This window comes from Campylobacter sp. CFSAN093227 (assembly GCF_012897855.1).
In the GTDB taxonomy this organism is placed as follows: Bacteria; Campylobacterota; Campylobacteria; order Campylobacterales; family Campylobacteraceae; genus Campylobacter_D; species Campylobacter_D jejuni.
In genome coordinates this window covers 1,577,746-1,595,207 of sequence record NZ_CP040610.1, presented here as the reverse complement: position 1 = coordinate 1,595,207, position 17,462 = coordinate 1,577,746, and the positions used below count along the sequence as shown (strand labels likewise).

18 protein-coding genes are annotated in these 17,462 nt (G+C 31.2%); 11 read left to right on the top strand and 7 right to left on the bottom strand.

Features of this window, described 5'->3' with window-relative positions:
- The first annotated feature begins 65 nt into the window (after positions 1-65).
- The 11 genes from rplM (at position 66) to FBF06_RS08200 (ending at position 11,906) form a co-directional block, all read left to right on the top strand.
- On the top strand, positions 66-491 hold the full coding sequence (rplM, locus tag FBF06_RS08250) for a 50S ribosomal protein L13 (RefSeq protein WP_002779321.1): 426 nt from the start codon (positions 66-68) through the stop codon (positions 489-491).
- 2 nt (positions 492-493) lie between these two features.
- Positions 494-883: a 30S ribosomal protein S9 gene (gene rpsI, locus FBF06_RS08245; RefSeq protein ID WP_002851459.1), complete on the top strand. Its 390-nt coding sequence runs from the start codon at positions 494-496 to the stop codon at positions 881-883.
- 124 nt (positions 884-1,007) lie between these two features.
- The gene (gene cadF, locus FBF06_RS08240; protein WP_002858867.1) at positions 1,008-1,967 is read left to right on the top strand and encodes a fibronectin-binding outer membrane protein CadF; all 960 of its coding nucleotides are present in this window, start codon (positions 1,008-1,010) and stop codon (positions 1,965-1,967) included.
- Positions 1,967-2,608 (top strand): HAD family hydrolase, encoded by a 642-nt coding sequence (locus FBF06_RS08235; protein ID WP_002855494.1) that lies wholly within the window; start codon positions 1,967-1,969, stop codon positions 2,606-2,608. Before cadF ends, FBF06_RS08235 begins: the two co-directional genes overlap by 1 nt.
- Before the next feature lie 93 nt (positions 2,609-2,701).
- Positions 2,702-6,262, top strand: coding sequence for a pyruvate:ferredoxin (flavodoxin) oxidoreductase (gene nifJ, locus FBF06_RS08230; protein ID WP_002851382.1), 3,561 nt, complete (start codon positions 2,702-2,704; stop codon positions 6,260-6,262).
- Between the two features lie 23 nt (positions 6,263-6,285).
- Entirely contained in the window at positions 6,286-6,597 is a 312-nt protein-coding gene (locus FBF06_RS08225; RefSeq protein ID WP_002855438.1) for a hypothetical protein, read from the top strand.
- On the top strand, positions 6,575-7,987 hold the full coding sequence (gene mshL, locus FBF06_RS08220; protein ID WP_002856543.1) for a pilus (MSHA type) biogenesis protein MshL: 1,413 nt from the start codon (positions 6,575-6,577) through the stop codon (positions 7,985-7,987). The genes FBF06_RS08225 and mshL overlap by 23 nt, the downstream gene beginning before the upstream one ends.
- Positions 7,980-8,588, top strand: a complete 609-nt coding sequence (locus FBF06_RS08215; protein ID WP_002851464.1) for an ATP-binding protein — start codon at positions 7,980-7,982, stop codon at positions 8,586-8,588. The genes mshL and FBF06_RS08215 overlap by 8 nt, the downstream gene beginning before the upstream one ends.
- Positions 8,589-8,591: 3 nt before the next feature.
- Positions 8,592-9,179, top strand: a complete 588-nt coding sequence (locus FBF06_RS08210) for a membrane protein (RefSeq protein WP_002851370.1) — start codon at positions 8,592-8,594, stop codon at positions 9,177-9,179.
- Complete coding sequence (locus tag FBF06_RS08205) at positions 9,169-10,728, top strand: GspE/PulE family protein (protein ID WP_032601517.1); 1,560 nt, start codon at positions 9,169-9,171, stop codon at positions 10,726-10,728. The genes FBF06_RS08210 and FBF06_RS08205 overlap by 11 nt, the downstream gene beginning before the upstream one ends.
- Entirely contained in the window at positions 10,725-11,906 is a 1,182-nt protein-coding gene (locus FBF06_RS08200; protein WP_057041182.1) for a type II secretion system F family protein, read from the top strand. Before FBF06_RS08205 ends, FBF06_RS08200 begins: the two co-directional genes overlap by 4 nt.
- Here the strand turns inward: FBF06_RS08200 and FBF06_RS08195 are convergent.
- From FBF06_RS08195 to FBF06_RS08165, 7 genes are all read right to left on the bottom strand, one after another.
- Entirely contained in the window at positions 11,893-12,663 is a 771-nt protein-coding gene (locus FBF06_RS08195) for a TSUP family transporter (RefSeq protein WP_004314270.1), read from the bottom strand. The genes FBF06_RS08200 and FBF06_RS08195 overlap by 14 nt on opposite strands.
- A gap of 3 nt (positions 12,664-12,666) precedes the next feature.
- Positions 12,667-13,431 carry a TIGR02757 family protein gene (locus FBF06_RS08190; protein ID WP_002918633.1) on the bottom strand — a complete coding sequence of 255 codons (765 nt, stop codon included), beginning with the start codon at positions 13,429-13,431 and terminating at the stop codon, positions 12,667-12,669.
- A 16-nt stretch (positions 13,432-13,447) separates the two neighbouring features.
- The gene (flgK, locus tag FBF06_RS08185; protein ID WP_002860346.1) at positions 13,448-15,274 is read right to left on the bottom strand and encodes a flagellar hook-associated protein FlgK; all 1,827 of its coding nucleotides are present in this window, start codon (positions 15,272-15,274) and stop codon (positions 13,448-13,450) included.
- 9 nt (positions 15,275-15,283) lie between these two features.
- Positions 15,284-15,718: a flagellar protein FlgN gene (locus FBF06_RS08180; protein ID WP_002779263.1), complete on the bottom strand. Its 435-nt coding sequence runs from the start codon at positions 15,716-15,718 to the stop codon at positions 15,284-15,286.
- A 42-nt stretch (positions 15,719-15,760) separates the two neighbouring features.
- Entirely contained in the window at positions 15,761-15,958 is a 198-nt protein-coding gene (gene flgM / locus FBF06_RS08175) for a flagellar biosynthesis anti-sigma factor FlgM (RefSeq protein ID WP_002792053.1), read from the bottom strand.
- Between the two features lie 62 nt (positions 15,959-16,020).
- Complete coding sequence (locus FBF06_RS08170) at positions 16,021-16,362, bottom strand: hypothetical protein (RefSeq protein WP_002784057.1); 342 nt, start codon at positions 16,360-16,362, stop codon at positions 16,021-16,023.
- On the bottom strand, positions 16,362-17,408 hold the full coding sequence (locus FBF06_RS08165; protein WP_002826014.1) for a flagellar basal body P-ring protein FlgI: 1,047 nt from the start codon (positions 17,406-17,408) through the stop codon (positions 16,362-16,364). Before FBF06_RS08165 ends, FBF06_RS08170 begins: the two co-directional genes overlap by 1 nt.
- Positions 17,409-17,462: the final 54 nt, after the last annotated feature.

Here is a 17,462-nt window from a genome sequence, read left to right as displayed (position 1 = left end):
TTAAGTAAAAATTAATATTATTTTTTATACAATTACATTTTAAATTTTTGGCAAAGGTAAAAATTATGACAAAGATAACAAAGCCAAACGAAGTAAAACGAGAATGGATTGTTTTAGACGCAGAAGGCAAACGCTTTGGTCGTCTTTTAACTGAAGTAGCAACAATTTTGAGAGGTAAAAACAAACCTTGCTTTACTCCAAATGTTGATTGTGGTGATTATGTAATTATCATCAATGCTTCAAAAGCTGTATTTACAGGTGCTAATAAAGCAGAAGATAAGCTTTATCATAGACATTCAGGATATTTTGGAAGTGTAAAAAGCGAAAAATTTGGTGATTTACTTGAAAAAAATCCTGCAAAATTATATAAATTAGCAGTTAGAGGTATGCTTCCTAAAACAAATTTGGGCAGAGCTATGCTTAAAAAATTAAAAATCTATGCGGGTAGTGAGCACCCACACACTGCACAAATTGCTAAAGAAGGAAAATAATCATGGCAACAACATACGCAACAGGTAAGAGAAAAACTGCTATCGCAAAGGTATGGGTAAAACCAGGTAGTGGTAAAATTAGTGTTAATGGTGTTGATTTAAACACTTGGCTTGGTGGACACGAGGCGATTAAGCTTAAAGTGGTTCAACCTTTACTTGTGACTAAACAAGAAACTTCAATGGATATTAAAGCAACCACTTTAGGCGGGGGCTATAGTGCTCAAGCTGAAGCTTTAAGACATGGAATTTCAAGAGCTTTAGCAGCTATGGATGCTGATTTTAGAGCCTTATTAAAACCTAAAGGACTTCTTACTAGAGATAGTAGAACTGTTGAGCGTAAAAAATATGGACGCCGCAAAGCAAGAAGAAGCCCACAATTCTCTAAACGTTAATATTTTTGGTGGGATTTTCCCACCTTTCTACAATTTTTTATAAAACTCATCCTTTTTTCTATCATTTATGTTATAATTGCAAAATTTAAATTTTTATTTTATAACACAATGAAAGGTTTTTTCTATGAAAAAAATATTCTTATGTTTAGGTTTGGCAAGTGTTTTATTTGGTGCTGATAACAATGTAAAATTTGAAATCACTCCAACTTTAAACTATAATTACTTTGAAGGTAATTTAGATATGGATAATCGTTATGCACCAGGTGTTAGACTTGGTTATCATTTTGACGATTTTTGGCTTGATCAATTAGAATTTGGGTTAGAGCATTATTCTGATGTTAAATATACAAATACAAATAAAACTACAGATATTACAAGAACTTATTTGAGTGCTATTAAAGGTATTGATGTAGGTGAGAAATTTTATTTCTATGGTTTAGCAGGTGGAGGATATGAGGATTTTTCAAATGCTGCTTATGATAATAAAAGCGGTGGATTTGGACATTATGGCGCGGGTGTAAAATTCCGTCTTAGTGATTCTTTGGCTTTAAGACTTGAAACTAGAGATCAAATTAATTTTAATCATGCAAACCATAATTGGGTTTCAACTTTAGGTATTAGTTTTGGTTTTGGTGGCAAAAAGGAAAAAGCTGTAGAAGAAGTTGCTGATACTCGTCCAGCTCCACAAGCAAAATGTCCTGTTGAACCAAGAGAAGGTGCTTTGTTAGATGAAAATGGTTGCGAAAAAACTATTTCTTTGGAAGGTCATTTTGGTTTTGATAAAACTACTATAAATCCAACTTTTCAAGAAAAAATCAAAGAAATTGCAAAAGTTTTAGATGAAAATGAAAGATATGATACTATTCTTGAAGGACATACAGATAATATTGGTTCAAGAGCTTATAATCAAAAGCTTTCTGAAAGACGTGCTAAAAGTGTTGCTAATGAACTTGAAAAATATGGTGTAGAAAAAAGTCGCATCAAAACAGTAGGTTATGGTCAAGATAATCCTCGCTCAAGCAATGACACTAAAGAAGGTAGAGCGGATAATAGAAGAGTGGATGCTAAATTTATTTTAAGATAATGAATAAAACTATTTTATTTGATTTAGATGGCACTTTAATTGATTCTACTGATGCTATTTTAAATTCTTTCCAAGGAGCTTTTAAAGCCCTTGGATTAACTTCTAAAAATAATGAAGAAATCAAAAATCTCATAGGTTATCCTTTAGAGCAAATGTTTAGAATGCTTTATCCAGATAAAGTAAATTTAAGTAAAGAATTTGTATTAGCTTATCGTGAAATTTATGCACAAATTTATTTAGAACAAACCACTCTTTTGCCTAAAGCAAAAGAAGCATTAGAACTTGGAAGCGAAATTGCAGATCTTGGTATAGTTACAACAAAAGGAGGTAAATTTACTCCGATTCTGCTTGATTATTTGGGAGTTAAAAAATTCTTTAAAACTTTAATTACTCTTGAAGATGTCACAAATCCAAAGCCAAGTTCCGAACCTATAATTTTAGCCTTAAAAAGACTCAATAAAACTCAAGAAAATGCCTATATGATAGGCGATACAATATTAGATATTCAAGCTGCAATTTCTGCTAATATCACTCCTTTGGCCTTAACTTGTGGCTATGGCAATGAAAATGAATTAAAAGCTCATTCTATGGTATTTTTAAATGCATATGAGGCTGTTAATTATATAGCTAGATTAAACTAATTTCAAGTTTTCGTTAAACGCCTTTTAAGAGAATTTATAGTAAATTGATAGCTAAAAAATTATAAAAATTATCAATATATAAGGAAGGTCTCAATGGGTAAAATTATGAAAACTATGGACGGAAATGAGGCTGCTGCATACGCTGCGTATGCTTTTACTGAAGTTGCTGGAATTTATCCTATTACACCTAGTTCTCCTATGGCTGATTATACCGATATGTGGGCAGCTGCAGGAAAAAAAAATCTTTTTGGAGTTCCTGTAAAAATCGTAGAAATGCAAAGTGAAGCAGGAGCTGCAGGTAGTGTGCATGGATCTTTACAAGCTGGGGCTTTGACTACAACTTATACGGCTTCTCAAGGATTACTCCTTAAAATTCCAAATATGTATAAAATAGCAGGTCAATTACTCCCCTGTGTAATCCATGTAGCAGCGCGTTCTTTGGCTGCTCAAGCTTTGTCTATCTTTGGTGATCATCAAGATATTTATGCAGCAAGACAAATTGGTTTTGCTATGCTTTGTTCGCATTCTGTGCAAGAAACCATGGACTTAGCTGGTGTAGCACATTTAGCTGCAATTAAGGGAAGAGTGCCATTTTTACATTTTTTTGATGGTTTTAGAACAAGCCATGAAATTCAAAAAGTTGAAGTAATGGATTATGCGCATTTTGATAGATTATTAGATAGAGAAGCTTTGCTTGAATTTAGAAATAATGCTTTAAATCCAGAAAATCCAAAAACACGTGGAACAGCACAAAATGATGATATTTATTTTCAAACTAGAGAAGTAAGCAATCGTTTTTACGATGCTTTACCTGATGTTGTTAATGAATATATGCAAGAAATTTCAAAAATTACAGGTAGAGAATACAAACCATTTACTTATTATGGTCACAAAGAGCCAGAGTGTGTGATTGTTGCTATGGGTTCTGTAACTCAAGCACTTGAAGAAGTGGTGGACTATCTTAATGCCAAGGGTGAAAAGGTAGGGATTTTAAAAGTTTATCTTTATCGCCCATTTAGTTTAAAATATTTCTTTGATGTTATGCCAAAATCAGTGAAAAAAATCGCGGTTTTAGATAGAACCAAAGAACCAGGAAGTCTCGGAGAACCACTTTATCTTGATGTAAAATCAGCTTTCTATGGAAGAGAAAATGCTCCTGTTATAGTGGGTGGAAGATACGGACTTTCTTCAAAGGATGTTGATCCTGCTCAAATGATAGCAGTATTTGAAAATCTTAAACTTGATAATCCAAAAGATGGCTTTACTGTAGGTATAATTGATGATGTAACTCATACTTCACTGAGTACTGGAGAGAAAATTTCACTTGGAGATGAAAGTACGATCGAATGTTTATTTTACGGACTTGGTGCTGATGGAACTGTGGGTGCAAATAAAAACTCGATTAAAATCATCGGAGATAAAACGGATTTTTACGCTCAAGCTTATTTTGCTTATGATTCTAAAAAATCAGGGGGTTATACAAGAAGCCATTTAAGATTTTCTAAAAAACCTATCCGTTCAACTTATCTTGTTTCAACTCCGCATTTTATCGCTTGTTCGGTAGCGGCTTATTTGGAAATTTATGATGTTTTAGCAGGAATTCGCAAAGGAGGAACTTTCCTTTTAAATAGTATTTGGAATGCTGAAGAAACCATAAGACAACTTCCAGATGCAGTAAAGAAAACTTTAGCTGAAAAAGAAGTAAATTTTTATATCATCAATGCAACCAAACTAGCTCGTGATATAGGTTTGGGAAATCGTACAAATACCATTATGCAATCAGCCTTTTTCAAACTTGCAAAAATCATTCCTTATGAAGACGCACAAAAATACATGAAAGAGCTTGCGTATAAATCTTATAGTAAAAAAGGCGATGCTATTGTAGAAATGAATTACAAGGCTATTGATGTGGGTGCTGATGGACTTGTAAAAGTTGAAGTGGATCCAAATTGGAAAAATTTAGAGCTTAAAGAAAAAGAACAAACCAATGCCTATAAAGGTACTGAATTTGTTGAAAAAATCGTAAAACCTATGAATGCGGCTAAGGGTGATGATTTACCTGTTTCAGCCTTTTTAGGTTATGAAGATGGAAGTTTTGAACACGGCACAACCGAATACGAAAAACGCGGTGTTGGGGTTATGGTACCAAGATGGATAGAGGCAAATTGTATCCAATGTAATCAATGTGCTTCAGTTTGTCCGCATGCTGTTATCAGGCCATTTTTGATCAATGATGAAGAAATGGCAAATGCACCTCGCGGTGTAAAAGATCATGCTTTAGAAGCTAAAGGAACCAAAGGAGAAAAATTAAGCTTTAAAATTCAAGTTTCTCCACTTGATTGTACAGGCTGTGAGCTTTGTGTTCATGAGTGTCCTACTAAAGAAAAATCTTTGGTTATGGTACCACTTCAAGAAGAGATGGATTTTGGTGAGCAAGAAAATGCGGATTATTTATTTAAAGAAATCACATACAAAGATGATATTTTAAATAAAGAAACTACAAAAGGAGCACAATTTGCCCAACCTTTATTTGAATTCCATGGAGCTTGTCCTGGATGTGGAGAAACTCCTTATATTACTTTAATTACAAGATTGTTCGGTGAAAGAATGATTGTGGCTAATGCGACAGGTTGTAGTTCTATTTATGGGGGTTCAGCTCCATCAACTCCTTATAGAAAAAGTGTGAAAAATGGACACGGTCCTGCTTGGGGAAATTCACTTTTTGAAGACAATGCTGAGTTTGGTTTGGGTATGAAAATTGCAACTGAAAATACAAGACACCGCATTGAACATATCATGAATGAAAGTATGCAAGAAGTTCCAAATGCTTTATCAGCTCTTTTTAAAGATTGGATTGCAAATAAAGACAATGGTGCTATGTCTGTGGAAATTAAAGATAAAATGATCCCTATTTTAGAGCAAAATAAAAATATTAAAGCCGTACAAGATATATTAGAGCTTAAACAGTATTTAAGTAAAAAATCTCACTGGATTTTTGGTGGTGATGGTTGGGCTTATGATATAGGCTATGGCGGACTTGATCATGTTTTAGCAAGTGGAGAAAATGTAAATATTTTAGTGCTTGATACAGAAGTTTATTCTAATACAGGCGGTCAAAGTTCAAAATCTTCTAGAACAGGAGCTGTAGCACAGTTTGCAGCAGCAGGCAAACCTATACAGAAAAAAGATCTAGGTCAAATTGCTATGACTTATGGTTATATTTTTGTAGCGCAAGTAAACTCAACGGCAAATTATACTCATCTTATCAAAGCTATCACTGCAGCTGAGGCCTATGATGGACCATCTTTGGTGATTTGTTATTCTCCTTGTATAGCTCATGGTATTAAAGGTGGGCTGGGTTACTCAGGAGAGCAAGGTGAGCTTGCTACAAAATGTGGTTATTGGCCACTTTATACCTTTGATCCTCGTTTAGAAGAGCAAGGAAAAAATCCTTTAACTCTAACAGGAAAAGAACCTGATTGGGATTTATATGAGCAATTTTTGATGAATGAAGTGCGTTATAATTCACTTAAAAAAGCAAATCCTGAACACGCTGCTGAGCTTTTTGAACGCAATAAAAAAGACGCTCAACGTCGCTATAGACAGCTTAAGCGTATCGCTATGGCTGATTATAGCAATGAGGTCGAAAGCTGATAAAATATATTTTTAGTGCTACATTGTGTTTTAGCACTTTGTTTGCACAAGATAATTTTGAAGAGTATTTTAAACTTATAGATAAAGAAAATCGTATAAATTTTAATACTCTTCAAAACCCATTTGTGAATCCTACTTTTGAAAAATTAAGACATATTAAAATTACTGCAATTATGCTTGATAAAGTAAAAATTTATGATCGATGGTATAAAAAAGGTGATATGATTGATGATGCTATAATATATGAAATAAATACTAAAGAGATTAAATTCCAATATGATAATTTAGAAATTGCAATCCAAATAAATAAAAATGATAAGATTAATATTAATTAACATTCTTTTTTGCCATTATCTTTATGCTTTAGATTGCCAAAAGCGTCTTTTTGATATCAGTATTAATGAAAAATTAAGCATACAAGAAAGTCTTGATGAGCTTGCAAAATATTGTTCTTTTAGTATTATTGTTAAAGATAAAATTGCCAAAGAAAAATTAGAAATATTGCAAAACTCTGTCAATATTCATCAAATGAGTTTAGACGAAATTTTTAATTTTTTTATCAAAGAGCATGATCTTAGCTATGATTTTGATGGTAAAATTTTAAGAATTTCAGGCATTAATACGAAGATTTTTAAGATAAGTTATATCACTTCTATCAGAGAAGGACAAAGCATAACTAAAGCGTCTGTAGACGCTAAACCAAGGCAAAGTGAATATAGCGGTAGTTTTGATGACGCAGAAGACAATATGATTAAAAGTATGGAAAAATTTGATTTTTGGCAAAATATAGAAAAAGAGATTATTGTATTATTAAAAAATTCTCATGAAGATTATGAGGCTAAAACTCCCATTATAAATCCCAATGCAGGTCTTATTATAGTAACTGGAACAAATTCTCAGTTAAAAAGTGTGAAAAATTATTTGCAAAAACTAGAAAATCGTCTTAAAAAACAAGTTATTATCGATGTTAGCATACTTGCTGTGAGTTTAAATGAAAACCATTCTAGTGGGATTAATTGGCAAAATTTTAATATAGGTTTAAATTCGCAAGTAAATAATGAAAATTCTTTTATTCAGTTTCAAAATGGGCAAGGTTTTGTTAAGAATTTGGGTTTAAGGGCGAATTTAAATTTTGATTCTATTATTAACTTTCTTTCTCAAAATGGAAAAACTAGCGTGCTTTCTAATCCAAAGCTTATGGCTTTAAATAACCAACAAGCCATTATTTCTGTAGGTGATACTATAAATTATCAAGTTAAAGAAAGTTCTAAAGGCACTGAAAATGGGACTACTGTTAGTGAAAGTTATAACAATTATTCTATTTTTGTAGGCATTTTACTCAATATCTTGCCTGAAATTTCTGATGATGGAAAAATAATGCTCAGGATTAATCCAAGCTTAAGTGATTTTAAGTATCCAGAAGATAATAAACGACAAAAAGAACCAAGAACTATTGCTCCTGATACCATACAAAAAAAGCTTTCTAGTGTTGTGCAAGTAGAGAATAATCAAACTTTAATTTTAGGTGGATTGATTTCTCACGATAAATCTAATGAGAAAAATTCTATCAATTTTCTATCAAAAATTCCAATCCTAGGTTCTTTGTTTAAAGGAGAAGTTTTAAATTCTAAAGCAACTGAAATTGTTTTTATTATCACTCCAAGTATAGTAGATAGTGTAAATGCTCCAAGTCTTAAAGATCTAGGATTTAAGCATTATGAGTAAAATTATTCCATTTAGAGAAGAAATTTTTCATCAAATCAATCAAATTTTAGAAAGCCAAAAAGCTTTTATTTTTTTATGGGGAAAAAGTGGTAGTGGTAAAAGTGTATTGTTGCAAAGATTGGCAAAAAAATATAATGTTGATTTTATTAATGAAAATTTTAAAGATCAGAGTTTCTTAAAAGAAAAAATTGAGTTTTTGATTTCACAAGGTCAGAGTTTAATCATTCTTGATGAAGTGGGAATGTATGATTACGCAATGCTAGAAAGCATCAGGATTTATAGTGATTCTATAAGTTTTGTTTTAAGTTCTCATAAAAAGTTAAATATACTTAAAAAAGAGCATTTTAAAAGTCGTTTAAGTGCTTGTTTTAAATTGAAAAATATTAGTCTTTTAGAACTTGATGATTATATTAAATTGAAATTCGGAATGAATTTTTCAAATAAATGTCTTAAGTTTTTACAAAAAATTTCTCAAGGAAATTTAAGATATATTGATAAAACTTTAAAAAGTTTTTATGAGATAAATAGTTTTTTTGATAAAAACAAAAGTCAAGAGTATATTTTAAAGCTTAGTGCTTTAGAGAATGGCTTATTAAGGTAAGATATGCAAGAAAGAATTAAAGAGCTTGAGCTTAGGTATAAATACTTTTTACTTAAAAAATATTTAAAATATTTATTATTAATTATTCTAATATCAGTAATAGCATTTTGTTTTTTTGTGCTAATGCAAAAATATAATAAGCAAAAAAATATTTATTTGCAAGCTATTGAACATAAAAAGCATTTGGAGCAAAAGATTCTTCAAGCGCAAATTTTACAAGAAAAAAATAAGATTTCTAGGGAAAAGTTATATAAAGAACTAGAAGAAGTTAAAGCGGTGCAGGAAAATACACATATTAGCAAGATAGAAATTGATTCTAAAATTTTAAATATTTCTGATTTAAAAAAATCTTTTTATCAAAATCCAAGCTATGAAAAGGCTTTAAATTTAGCTAAGAAGTATTTTGATATTAAAGCTTATCAAAAGACAATATTTTGGGCTTTAAAAGCCAATGAACTTGACAAGCAAAAACAAGATTCTTGGCTGATTTTTGCTCAGGCTAAAAGAGCTTTAGGTGAAGAAAAAGAAGCTCAAAGTGCTTTAGATGCTTATATAAATTATTATGGTTTAATGGAATTAGATGGAAAGTAGAATGGATAAAATTTTTCAAGCTTATATTGATAATGAAATAAGTCTTGATGAAATTTGCACTAAATTTAATATCACTTCTTGGGATTTTTTTAAAAAATTAGCAAATTTTTGTAATTTAAATTTTGTTGATTTAGATGAAGATAATGATTTTATTTATGAAGGTATACCTTTTTCTTTACTTTTAAAATTTAAATTTCTACTTATTAAAAACAATGACGGCTTTATGATTATTAGATCCAAACCTTGTTCTTTAGAGCTTTTAGAGCAAGTTAAGACTTTTATGATTTGTGAGAAAATCGACACTGCAATTGCCGATGAATTAAAGATAGCTAAAATTTTAAATCAAATTCGCATTCAAGAGGAGATTAAAAGATTAAGCATTAAGCTTAGACTTGAATGGCAAGAAAATCAAAAAAGAGATGATCAAAGTTGCATCAGTCAAATTTTTGATTTTTTATTACATGAAATTTTATCTTTTCATGCGAGTGATATTCATATAGAAGCAAGGAATGATGACGCTTTGATTAGGTTTAGGGTTGATGGAATTTTGCGTGAATTTGCTATTTTTGAGAAGGATATTTATGAAGCTTTGGTTTTTCATGTCAAATTTCTAGCTTGTTTGAATTTAGCTGAATCAAGAAAAACGCAAGATGGAAGTTTTGAATTAGATTTTGAAAATGAAAGATATGATTTTCGTGTTTCATGTTTGCCTTTGATTTATGGTGAAAGTGTTGTTATAAGAATTTTAAAACATGATAAAGAAATTTTGGATTTGTATAAACTAAATCTTGGAAATAAAAATTTAGAAATTTTAAAAAAGATTTTACATCGTCCCAATGGAATGATTTTATTAACCGGTCCTACAGGTAGCGGTAAAAGCACAACTTTACACGCGTGTTTAAATGAGTTGAAAAGTATTGAAAAAAAGATTATCTCCGCAGAAGATCCTATAGAATATAAAATTCCTTTGGTGCAGCAAATTTTGCTCAATTCAAAAGTTGGAGTCGAGTTTAATAGTGTTTTAAGAGCAATTTTAAGGCAAGATCCTGATATTATCATGATAGGAGAAATCCGGGATGAAGAAAGTTTAGATATTGCACTTAAAGCTTCTTTAACAGGTCATTTGCTTTTAAGCACCTTGCATACTAATGATGCTCTTAGCACCATTGATAGGCTTTTGGATATGCAAGCAAAAAGTTACTTGATAACATCGGCTTTAAGTCTTGTTATAGCGCAGCGTTTGGTTAGAAAACTTTGTCCTTGGTGCAAACAAAAAAGCAAAAAACATTATATTGAATTTGAAGGTGAATTTTTTGAACCAAAAGGATGTGAGCGTTGCCATCATAGTGGATTTTTTGGCAGAGAATTAATCGCTGAATGCTTAGAGATCAATGAAGATTTGGCTTGTGCAATTAGGGAAAATCAAAATAAAACGATTTTAATGGAGCTTGCAAAAAAACATGGCTTTCAAACTATGTTTGAACAAGGTTTAAAAAAAGCCAAAGAAGGTCTTACAAGTATAGATGAGCTTTTAAGGGTTGTAAGATGAAATTTTATGAAGTAGAATTTCTTAAAAACAATCAAAATTATACAAAAACTATAAAAGCTGAAAATTTAAATATAGCACAAGCAAAAGCCTTATCAAAGAATTGGAAAATCATTGATATAAAAGAAATTCAAAAATCTAATTTTCAGAGATTAAAGGATGAAAATTTCATACTCTTTTTTAAAGAGCTGGCTTTATTGTGTGAAGTTGGATTAAGTGTTCAAGAAGCGATTAAAGAATTATATCTTATGCATTCTTGCAAGATTATGAAAAAAATATTAGACAATTTAATTTTAGCCCAAAATCTAAATCAAGCTTTTGAAAATGCTAATTTTGGATTAAATCGTGCGGAGCTAGCTTTGATAAAAACGGCTGAAAAGACAGGAAAAATCAGTGAAGTGTTTAGTCAAATTTCTAAACTTCGAGAAAAAAGCTTAGAGAGTCAAAAACAATTAAAAAAGGCTTTTAGATATCCTACTTTGGTTTTTTTAAGTATTATCGGAGCATTTTTGTTTTTAATGCTTTTTGTAGTGCCTAATTTTAAAGATTTATTTGAAAATTTAGGCGCGAGTTTGCCTTTTATCACGCATGTAATGTTAGAAATTTATAATTTTTTAGATGACTATGGAATTTTTTGCATATTTTTGTTTGTTATTTTTATTGTTATGCTTATTTTAGCTTATAAAAATTTTCATTCTTTTGCTTTTTCTTGCGATTTTTTATTTTTAAAAGTACCTTTGATTTCTCGTTTGATTATTTATAATCAAAATTATTATTTTTTTATGGTTTTTTCTTTGCTTTTAAAAAATGGAATTTCAATATCTAAAGCTTTTGATTTAGCTATTATAGGGCTTGAAAATAAATTTTTAATTTTTCAGTATAAAAAACTTTTTAGTTTTATAGATTCTGGTCTTGAGTTAAGTCAGGCTTTTAAAAAGATTGATATTTTTGATTCTTTGGTGTTTTCTATGCTTAGTGTTGCGATGAAAAGTGGAAGACTTGAAGTATTAAGTGAAGAAATTGCCAAATATTATCAACAAAAAAGCGAAAATTTGATGGATAGATTTTTGATTTTTTTAGAGCCTATGATGACTTTATTTGTAGCGCTTTTAGTTTTGTTTTTGGCTTTAGGTATATTTTTACCTATGTGGGAGCTTAGCTCAGGGGTCAATTTTGACTAAAATAATCCCAAGCTACTTTAATAATAGTAGCTCCTACAACGATTAAAAATAAAGTTTTTATAAACTTTCCATTAGTTTTTAATACAAGTTTTGAGCCTAAATAAGCTCCTAAAACTTGTCCTACACCCATAAGCAAACCTACAGCCCATAAAAGTTCGTATTGCCATAAAAATATAGCAAGAGCAATGATGTTGCTTGTGAAATTTAAAATTTTAGTATTAATGCTCGCTTTTCTCATATTAAAACCTAGTAGCATCACACAAGCAAAAATCCAAAATGAACCCGTTCCAGGCCCTAAAAATCCATCATAAAATCCTAAAGTTAAGCCACAAATTAAATGAAAAATTTTGATATTTTTTATTTTAGGTTCGCTTTTGTGTTTGCCTAAGTTGGGACGTAAGGCTGTATATAAGAAGGTAAGAGTTAAAAAGATTAAGATAATAAGCTTTAATTGCTCATCTTTTACAAAAAGAACACTATAACTTCCTATAGCTGCTCCTAAGGCTGTGAAAAAAACACCCCAAGCAAGATGAGGTAGAGTGGTGGATTTAAAATAAGTTAAAGTAGCCGTAAAAGAACCAAAGACGCTTTGGAGTTTGTTTGTTGCTAAGGATAAATGCGCAGGAATTCCACAGGCTATGAGTGCTGGTAGAGTAATAAGCCCTCCTCCACCTACAATAGAATCTATAAAACCAGCAAAAAGAGCTACAAAAAAAAGTATGAAATAATAAATCGTATTTAAGTGTTCAAAACCCATTCTTCACTCCTTAAATTTGTCAATTTCCTTACTTTGCCCTAAACGATAGAGTGCAAAGTCATATTTTATGGGATCATTTGCATCTAATTTTTTTAAATTTTGTGTGAGTTCTAAAACACTTTTATAATCATATATTTTACGCTTTAGAAGTCCTAAAGTCAAGGAAATTTTATGTGCATGTGTATCAAGTGGAATTAAAAGATCTTTGGTGTGAATTTTGGTAAAAAGTCCAAGATCAAGTTCATCTTTTCTAACCATCCATCTTAGATACATATTATAGCGTTTAAGAGGTGAAGTAGGGGTGTTTTGCCAAATTTTTCCAAAGAAAAAATTATATCCATAACTTGAATATGAATTTAAGGTTTTGATTTTTTGCATAAAAGCTAAGATGGCATCTGTGGTATTTTCTCTTTCTTGATAGGCTTGATAAAAAAGTTCGTAGAGTGAAATTTCATTTTTCAGCCTTGAAAGAGTGATAAAAATTTCTTGTATATCTTTTTCATTTTGGAAGCGGTATTTTAAATTTTTAAGTTCTTTTTTTATTTGTTTTTCTTGAAGGTTTAATAAAGAAAAATCAAGTTTCTTTAGAAAATTTACTATATTTTTAGCATTTCCATAGGCAAATAAAGCACAAATTAAGGCAATAAATTCATCATTGTGAATTTTAGCAATTTGCAAAGGATCTGGAGTTTCAAAAAGGGAATGATTGGTATTTTTTTGATTGGCTAAAAAATCGAGCTTAGCTTTAAGATGGATAAAATTTTTCATTTGATATTACTAGAGCTTAAGATTTAAGCCCTAGTAAGGTATCAAGCATTTGATCTACGGTTGAGACGATTTTTGCTGCTGCACCGTAACTTGATTGATATTGTATAAGGGCGGCTAATTCTTCATTTGTATTTACGCCACTTTTAGATTGGTACTCGCTATAAACAGAATTATAAAGAGTTTCATTGCTTGAATTGACGACATTGTTATTTTCACCATCTGAGGCTATTTTACCTGTAAGTTTGCGGTAATATTCTTCCATGGTAAGATTATCGATAGTGCCATCTTCATTATAAAAATTAACTTTTTCATATTGAAGTTGGATGATTTTATTTGCCATGTCATTGCCACTATCAACCCCACTTAAACTTGCTCTTACTGTGCTTGGATCATTTAAGATGGAATCTTTTACTTTCATATTACTTGCATCAGTTCCGCTGAAAAAACCACCTATACTAAACGCACCTGCGAAATTTGTGCCCTTATCTTCAATGGCTACCTTAAAACCTGATTTTGCATTGATTTGAAATAAACCATCTCCAGTTTTTGCATCGTAGCTAAAACTTGCATTGATATGATCATCAACATCATCGTTTGAATTTTTATTGTTATTATCATCTGTATTAGCATTGATTTGACGCATGATATCATTCATGGTTGTATTTACATCTATGGTGATGGTTTTGGTGAGTTTTTTATCGCCTTTATCATCATAAATGACTATATCAAAACTTCCTGGTTGTATGGTTCTATCGTAATTAACTAAAGGAATATCTCCCTTAAGCCCAGATAGATAATCAGAAGTAACAGAACTTTTCGCAGAACTTGCATAAAGATTGTTAGTTTCATTGATCATGGTCTTAGCAAAAGTATCTAAAGAATCCATATAACCTTGGATAATTCCATCTTCATATTTTCCTTCGCTTTTGCTATAGTTTCTACCGCGTAAGTCAAGTTGAGCACCAAGCTGTCCACCGCTAATTTTTGCAGTAAGATCGCGAACTTTTTCATCAGGAGTTTCATAATAAATGCTATAAGATTTATTTTTATCATCATAATCAAGCTTTAAAGGATGAAAATTTATTCCATCTACTATACTAAAACCTTCTATACTTAGATTGTATTGATGTCCTGGATCAGTGATGGTTGTATCAAGGCGATTGTCTTGATTGATTTCATTTTTGCTTGCAACTGCACTAACTAGCTTTGAAAGAGTAAGCTCAAGTTCATCTCTTCTATCCCTAAGTTCATTTGCGTGTTCTGTTGGTAAGGCTTCTTGTCCATAAATTTGTTTATTTATAGTAGCAATTTCTTCGCCAATTCTATTAATCTCATCAACTGTATTTTTAATATCATCATTTACTTTTTTTTGGATTTTATCTAAGGTTGCAAAAGTGTTATTAACGCTTTCTGTTAAGGTCTGAGAAGCTTTTACAAGGGCTATTTTTGTGGCATTTTCGTTGGGGTTAGATGCAAAATCATTCCAAGCTTTGTTATAATTTTCTAAATCTTGCAAAATTCCAGTATTTTGTAAGTCGGGAAAACGCTGCGCAATTTCTTGTAAAGTGGAAGCCATATATTTAGTATATTCTAGTTGAGTAGATGCACCTTTTAATTTATAGTAAGAATACTCATCATGCAAACGCACTATACTTTCTACAGCAGTTCCTGTGCCTACTTGAACTCCACCTGTTGTAATATATCCATTTGTAGTTTGCACCACTCTTTGGCGTGTATAAAAAGTTGCATTAGCATTTGAGATATTATTTCCAGTTGTTGCGATTTGAACTTCGCTTGCCTTTAAGCCTGTAACACCTGTGTATAATGTTCCAAAAATACCCATTATAAATCCTTATACATTGATCTTGAAAATTGACTCTGGATTTGTCTTTTTATCTCCATAAGCATTATTTGTTCCATCATTGATATCAAACATTTTATTTACTAAGCCATCAAGAAAATCTTTGACAATAAGAACAAATTTAGCATACTCTTTGTTTTTACTATGAAGGTTTTGAAGATTTTTTTTAAGTAGATCTAGTTTTTGTTTATCTTCATCATCTAAGAGTTCACTAAGCCCTTTTGTAGAGCTATTATTTAGCTCAACCAAGGCAACATCAAGTTGTTTTTTAGCTGTAATAAATTCCGCGATAAGTTTGTTTTTTTCTTCTACACTTGGCGTTACACTCTCATGTTTAGCCACTTTGATATTTTCTATATCTTCTTCGGTTAAAGCAATAAGTTTTGCTAAGATAGCATTTACTTCATCAAGTCTTTGTTTAAGCATATTTTCTCCTTTTCTCTCTCAAAAAAAAGGAGAATGAAAGTTTTAGATTAAAGAGTCAGCAATCGCAGCAGCCGTAGCTTTTGTATCGATTTTATAAGTACCGTTTTTAATCTGCTCTGCGATTTTACTCGCTTTATCATTTTCCGTTTTTTGAGTATCGTTTGTTTTAGTTTCTTTATCTATTCTATTTGTATTTAATGTGGTATTTGCCACATAACTTTGTTGTATAGGATTGATCATTTCTGCCTCCTTGATCTTAGTTATAATCCTCTACAAACCATATCGACCCAAATTTAAAAAACTTAACCCCTTTCTTTTAAAAAATCGTATAATAATTTTGAAAAACCCATACCTCCACTTAAAGCTTTACTCATGGTATCATTATACATGGAAGAGTATATTTCATCGCTGGCATCTTTTCCAAAGAGTGAATTTTGACTTTTTAAAGATACATCTAAAACTTGCTTTAAAAAAAATGCCTCAAAAGCATCCGTTTGTTCTTTTAAGGCTTCATCTTCTTTGCTCTTTGTAACTATATCATTGTCATTTATTTTGATGCTTGATTCTAAACTTCTTGCTTTGGCTGCACGATCAAGTAAAGCGCTATTCATACTATAAGTATTTAAAAAATTATCCACTTTCATTAGATGATCTCCAAATCCGCGTTAATTGCACCTGCGCGCTTTAAATTTTCCATAATAGCGATAATGTCATTTGGGGTTGCTCCAAGTTTGTTAAGCATTCTAGCTATATTTGCAACTGTGCTTTTTGCATTGTTGATTCTTAAGGTATTTGAACTTGGATCTACAAAACCACCATCTTTCATATCGATTTCATTTTGATTAGCTACTGCGTTATTGTTTGGATCTATTTTTATAGTGATATCTTTATGAGTGATTAAAACAGGTTCTACCTCTACATCAACTCCAGCAATCACTGTTCCTGTTCTTTCATCGATGATAACTTTGCTTTGTGGTTTATAAGCTATATCTTGTTCTAAAACTCTTGCCATAAAATCAACATTTGAAAGATCTTCAGGTTTTTTGAGTTTTACTGTGCGAGAGTCGATGGCTTTAGCCACTTCTTCGCCAAAAACGGTATTTAAAACTCTTTCTATATCATTTGCGGTTTTAAAATCTGCTACTTTTAAGCTTAAGGTTAGATCATTGTTTTGGCTAAAATTTTGTGGAATTTCTCTTTCTACATTAGCTCCGCCCATTACGGTTGCAGCAGTTGAGTGAGAACCTGCTCCTCCTGGTCTAGGTGTTAAACCTCCTGTTGAGATAGAGCCTTGTGCTATAGCATAAATTTCACCATCAATCCCACGAAGTGCAGTCAGTAAAAGTGTTCCGCCTTGTAAAGATTTTGCATCACCCATAGATGAAACGGTAATATCAAGTTTATCTCCGCTTTTTGCAAAGGCTGGAAGTTTGGCTGTAACCATAACAGCTGCGGTATTTTTTGATTTGATATCATTAGGATCTACTTTGATATTCATACCTTGCAAAAGGTTTGAGATGGATTGTAGTGTAAATTTAGAGCTTGTTCCATCGCCACTTCCATTAAGCCCTACAACAAGTCCATAACCTATAAGTTGGTTATCTCTTACACCTACAGTGTTTGCTACATCCTTGATTTGCACTGCAAAAATGCTTGTCATAAAGAGTAAAAATATCGTTAAAACTCTCATGGATTCTTCCTTTAATCTATTGTTGATGATAGATCAAGCAAGAAGTGTTCCAAG

Coding starts and splice junctions, on each gene's coding strand:
- rplM (WP_002779321.1), top strand. CDS start 66: ATGACAAAGATAACAAAGCCAAACGAAGTAAAACGAGAATGGATTGTT.
- rpsI (WP_002851459.1), top strand. CDS start 494: ATGGCAACAACATACGCAACAGGTAAGAGAAAAACTGCTATCGCAAAG.
- cadF (WP_002858867.1), top strand. CDS start 1,008: ATGAAAAAAATATTCTTATGTTTAGGTTTGGCAAGTGTTTTATTTGGT.
- FBF06_RS08235 (WP_002855494.1), top strand. CDS start 1,967: ATGAATAAAACTATTTTATTTGATTTAGATGGCACTTTAATTGATTCT.
- nifJ (WP_002851382.1), top strand. CDS start 2,702: ATGGGTAAAATTATGAAAACTATGGACGGAAATGAGGCTGCTGCATAC.
- mshL (WP_002856543.1), top strand. CDS start 6,575: ATGATAAGATTAATATTAATTAACATTCTTTTTTGCCATTATCTTTAT.
- FBF06_RS08215 (WP_002851464.1), top strand. CDS start 7,980: ATGAGTAAAATTATTCCATTTAGAGAAGAAATTTTTCATCAAATCAAT.
- FBF06_RS08210 (WP_002851370.1), top strand. CDS start 8,592: ATGCAAGAAAGAATTAAAGAGCTTGAGCTTAGGTATAAATACTTTTTA.
- FBF06_RS08205 (WP_032601517.1), top strand. CDS start 9,169: ATGGAAAGTAGAATGGATAAAATTTTTCAAGCTTATATTGATAATGAA.
- FBF06_RS08200 (WP_057041182.1), top strand. CDS start 10,725: ATGAAATTTTATGAAGTAGAATTTCTTAAAAACAATCAAAATTATACA.
- FBF06_RS08195 (WP_004314270.1), bottom strand. CDS start 12,663: ATGGGTTTTGAACACTTAAATACGATTTATTATTTCATACTTTTTTTT.
- FBF06_RS08190 (WP_002918633.1), bottom strand. CDS start 13,431: ATGAAAAATTTTATCCATCTTAAAGCTAAGCTCGATTTTTTAGCCAAT.
- flgK (WP_002860346.1), bottom strand. CDS start 15,274: ATGGGTATTTTTGGAACATTATACACAGGTGTTACAGGCTTAAAGGCA.
- FBF06_RS08180 (WP_002779263.1), bottom strand. CDS start 15,718: ATGCTTAAACAAAGACTTGATGAAGTAAATGCTATCTTAGCAAAACTT.
- flgM (WP_002792053.1), bottom strand. CDS start 15,958: ATGATCAATCCTATACAACAAAGTTATGTGGCAAATACCACATTAAAT.
- FBF06_RS08170 (WP_002784057.1), bottom strand. CDS start 16,362: ATGAAAGTGGATAATTTTTTAAATACTTATAGTATGAATAGCGCTTTA.
- FBF06_RS08165 (WP_002826014.1), bottom strand. CDS start 17,408: ATGAGAGTTTTAACGATATTTTTACTCTTTATGACAAGCATTTTTGCA.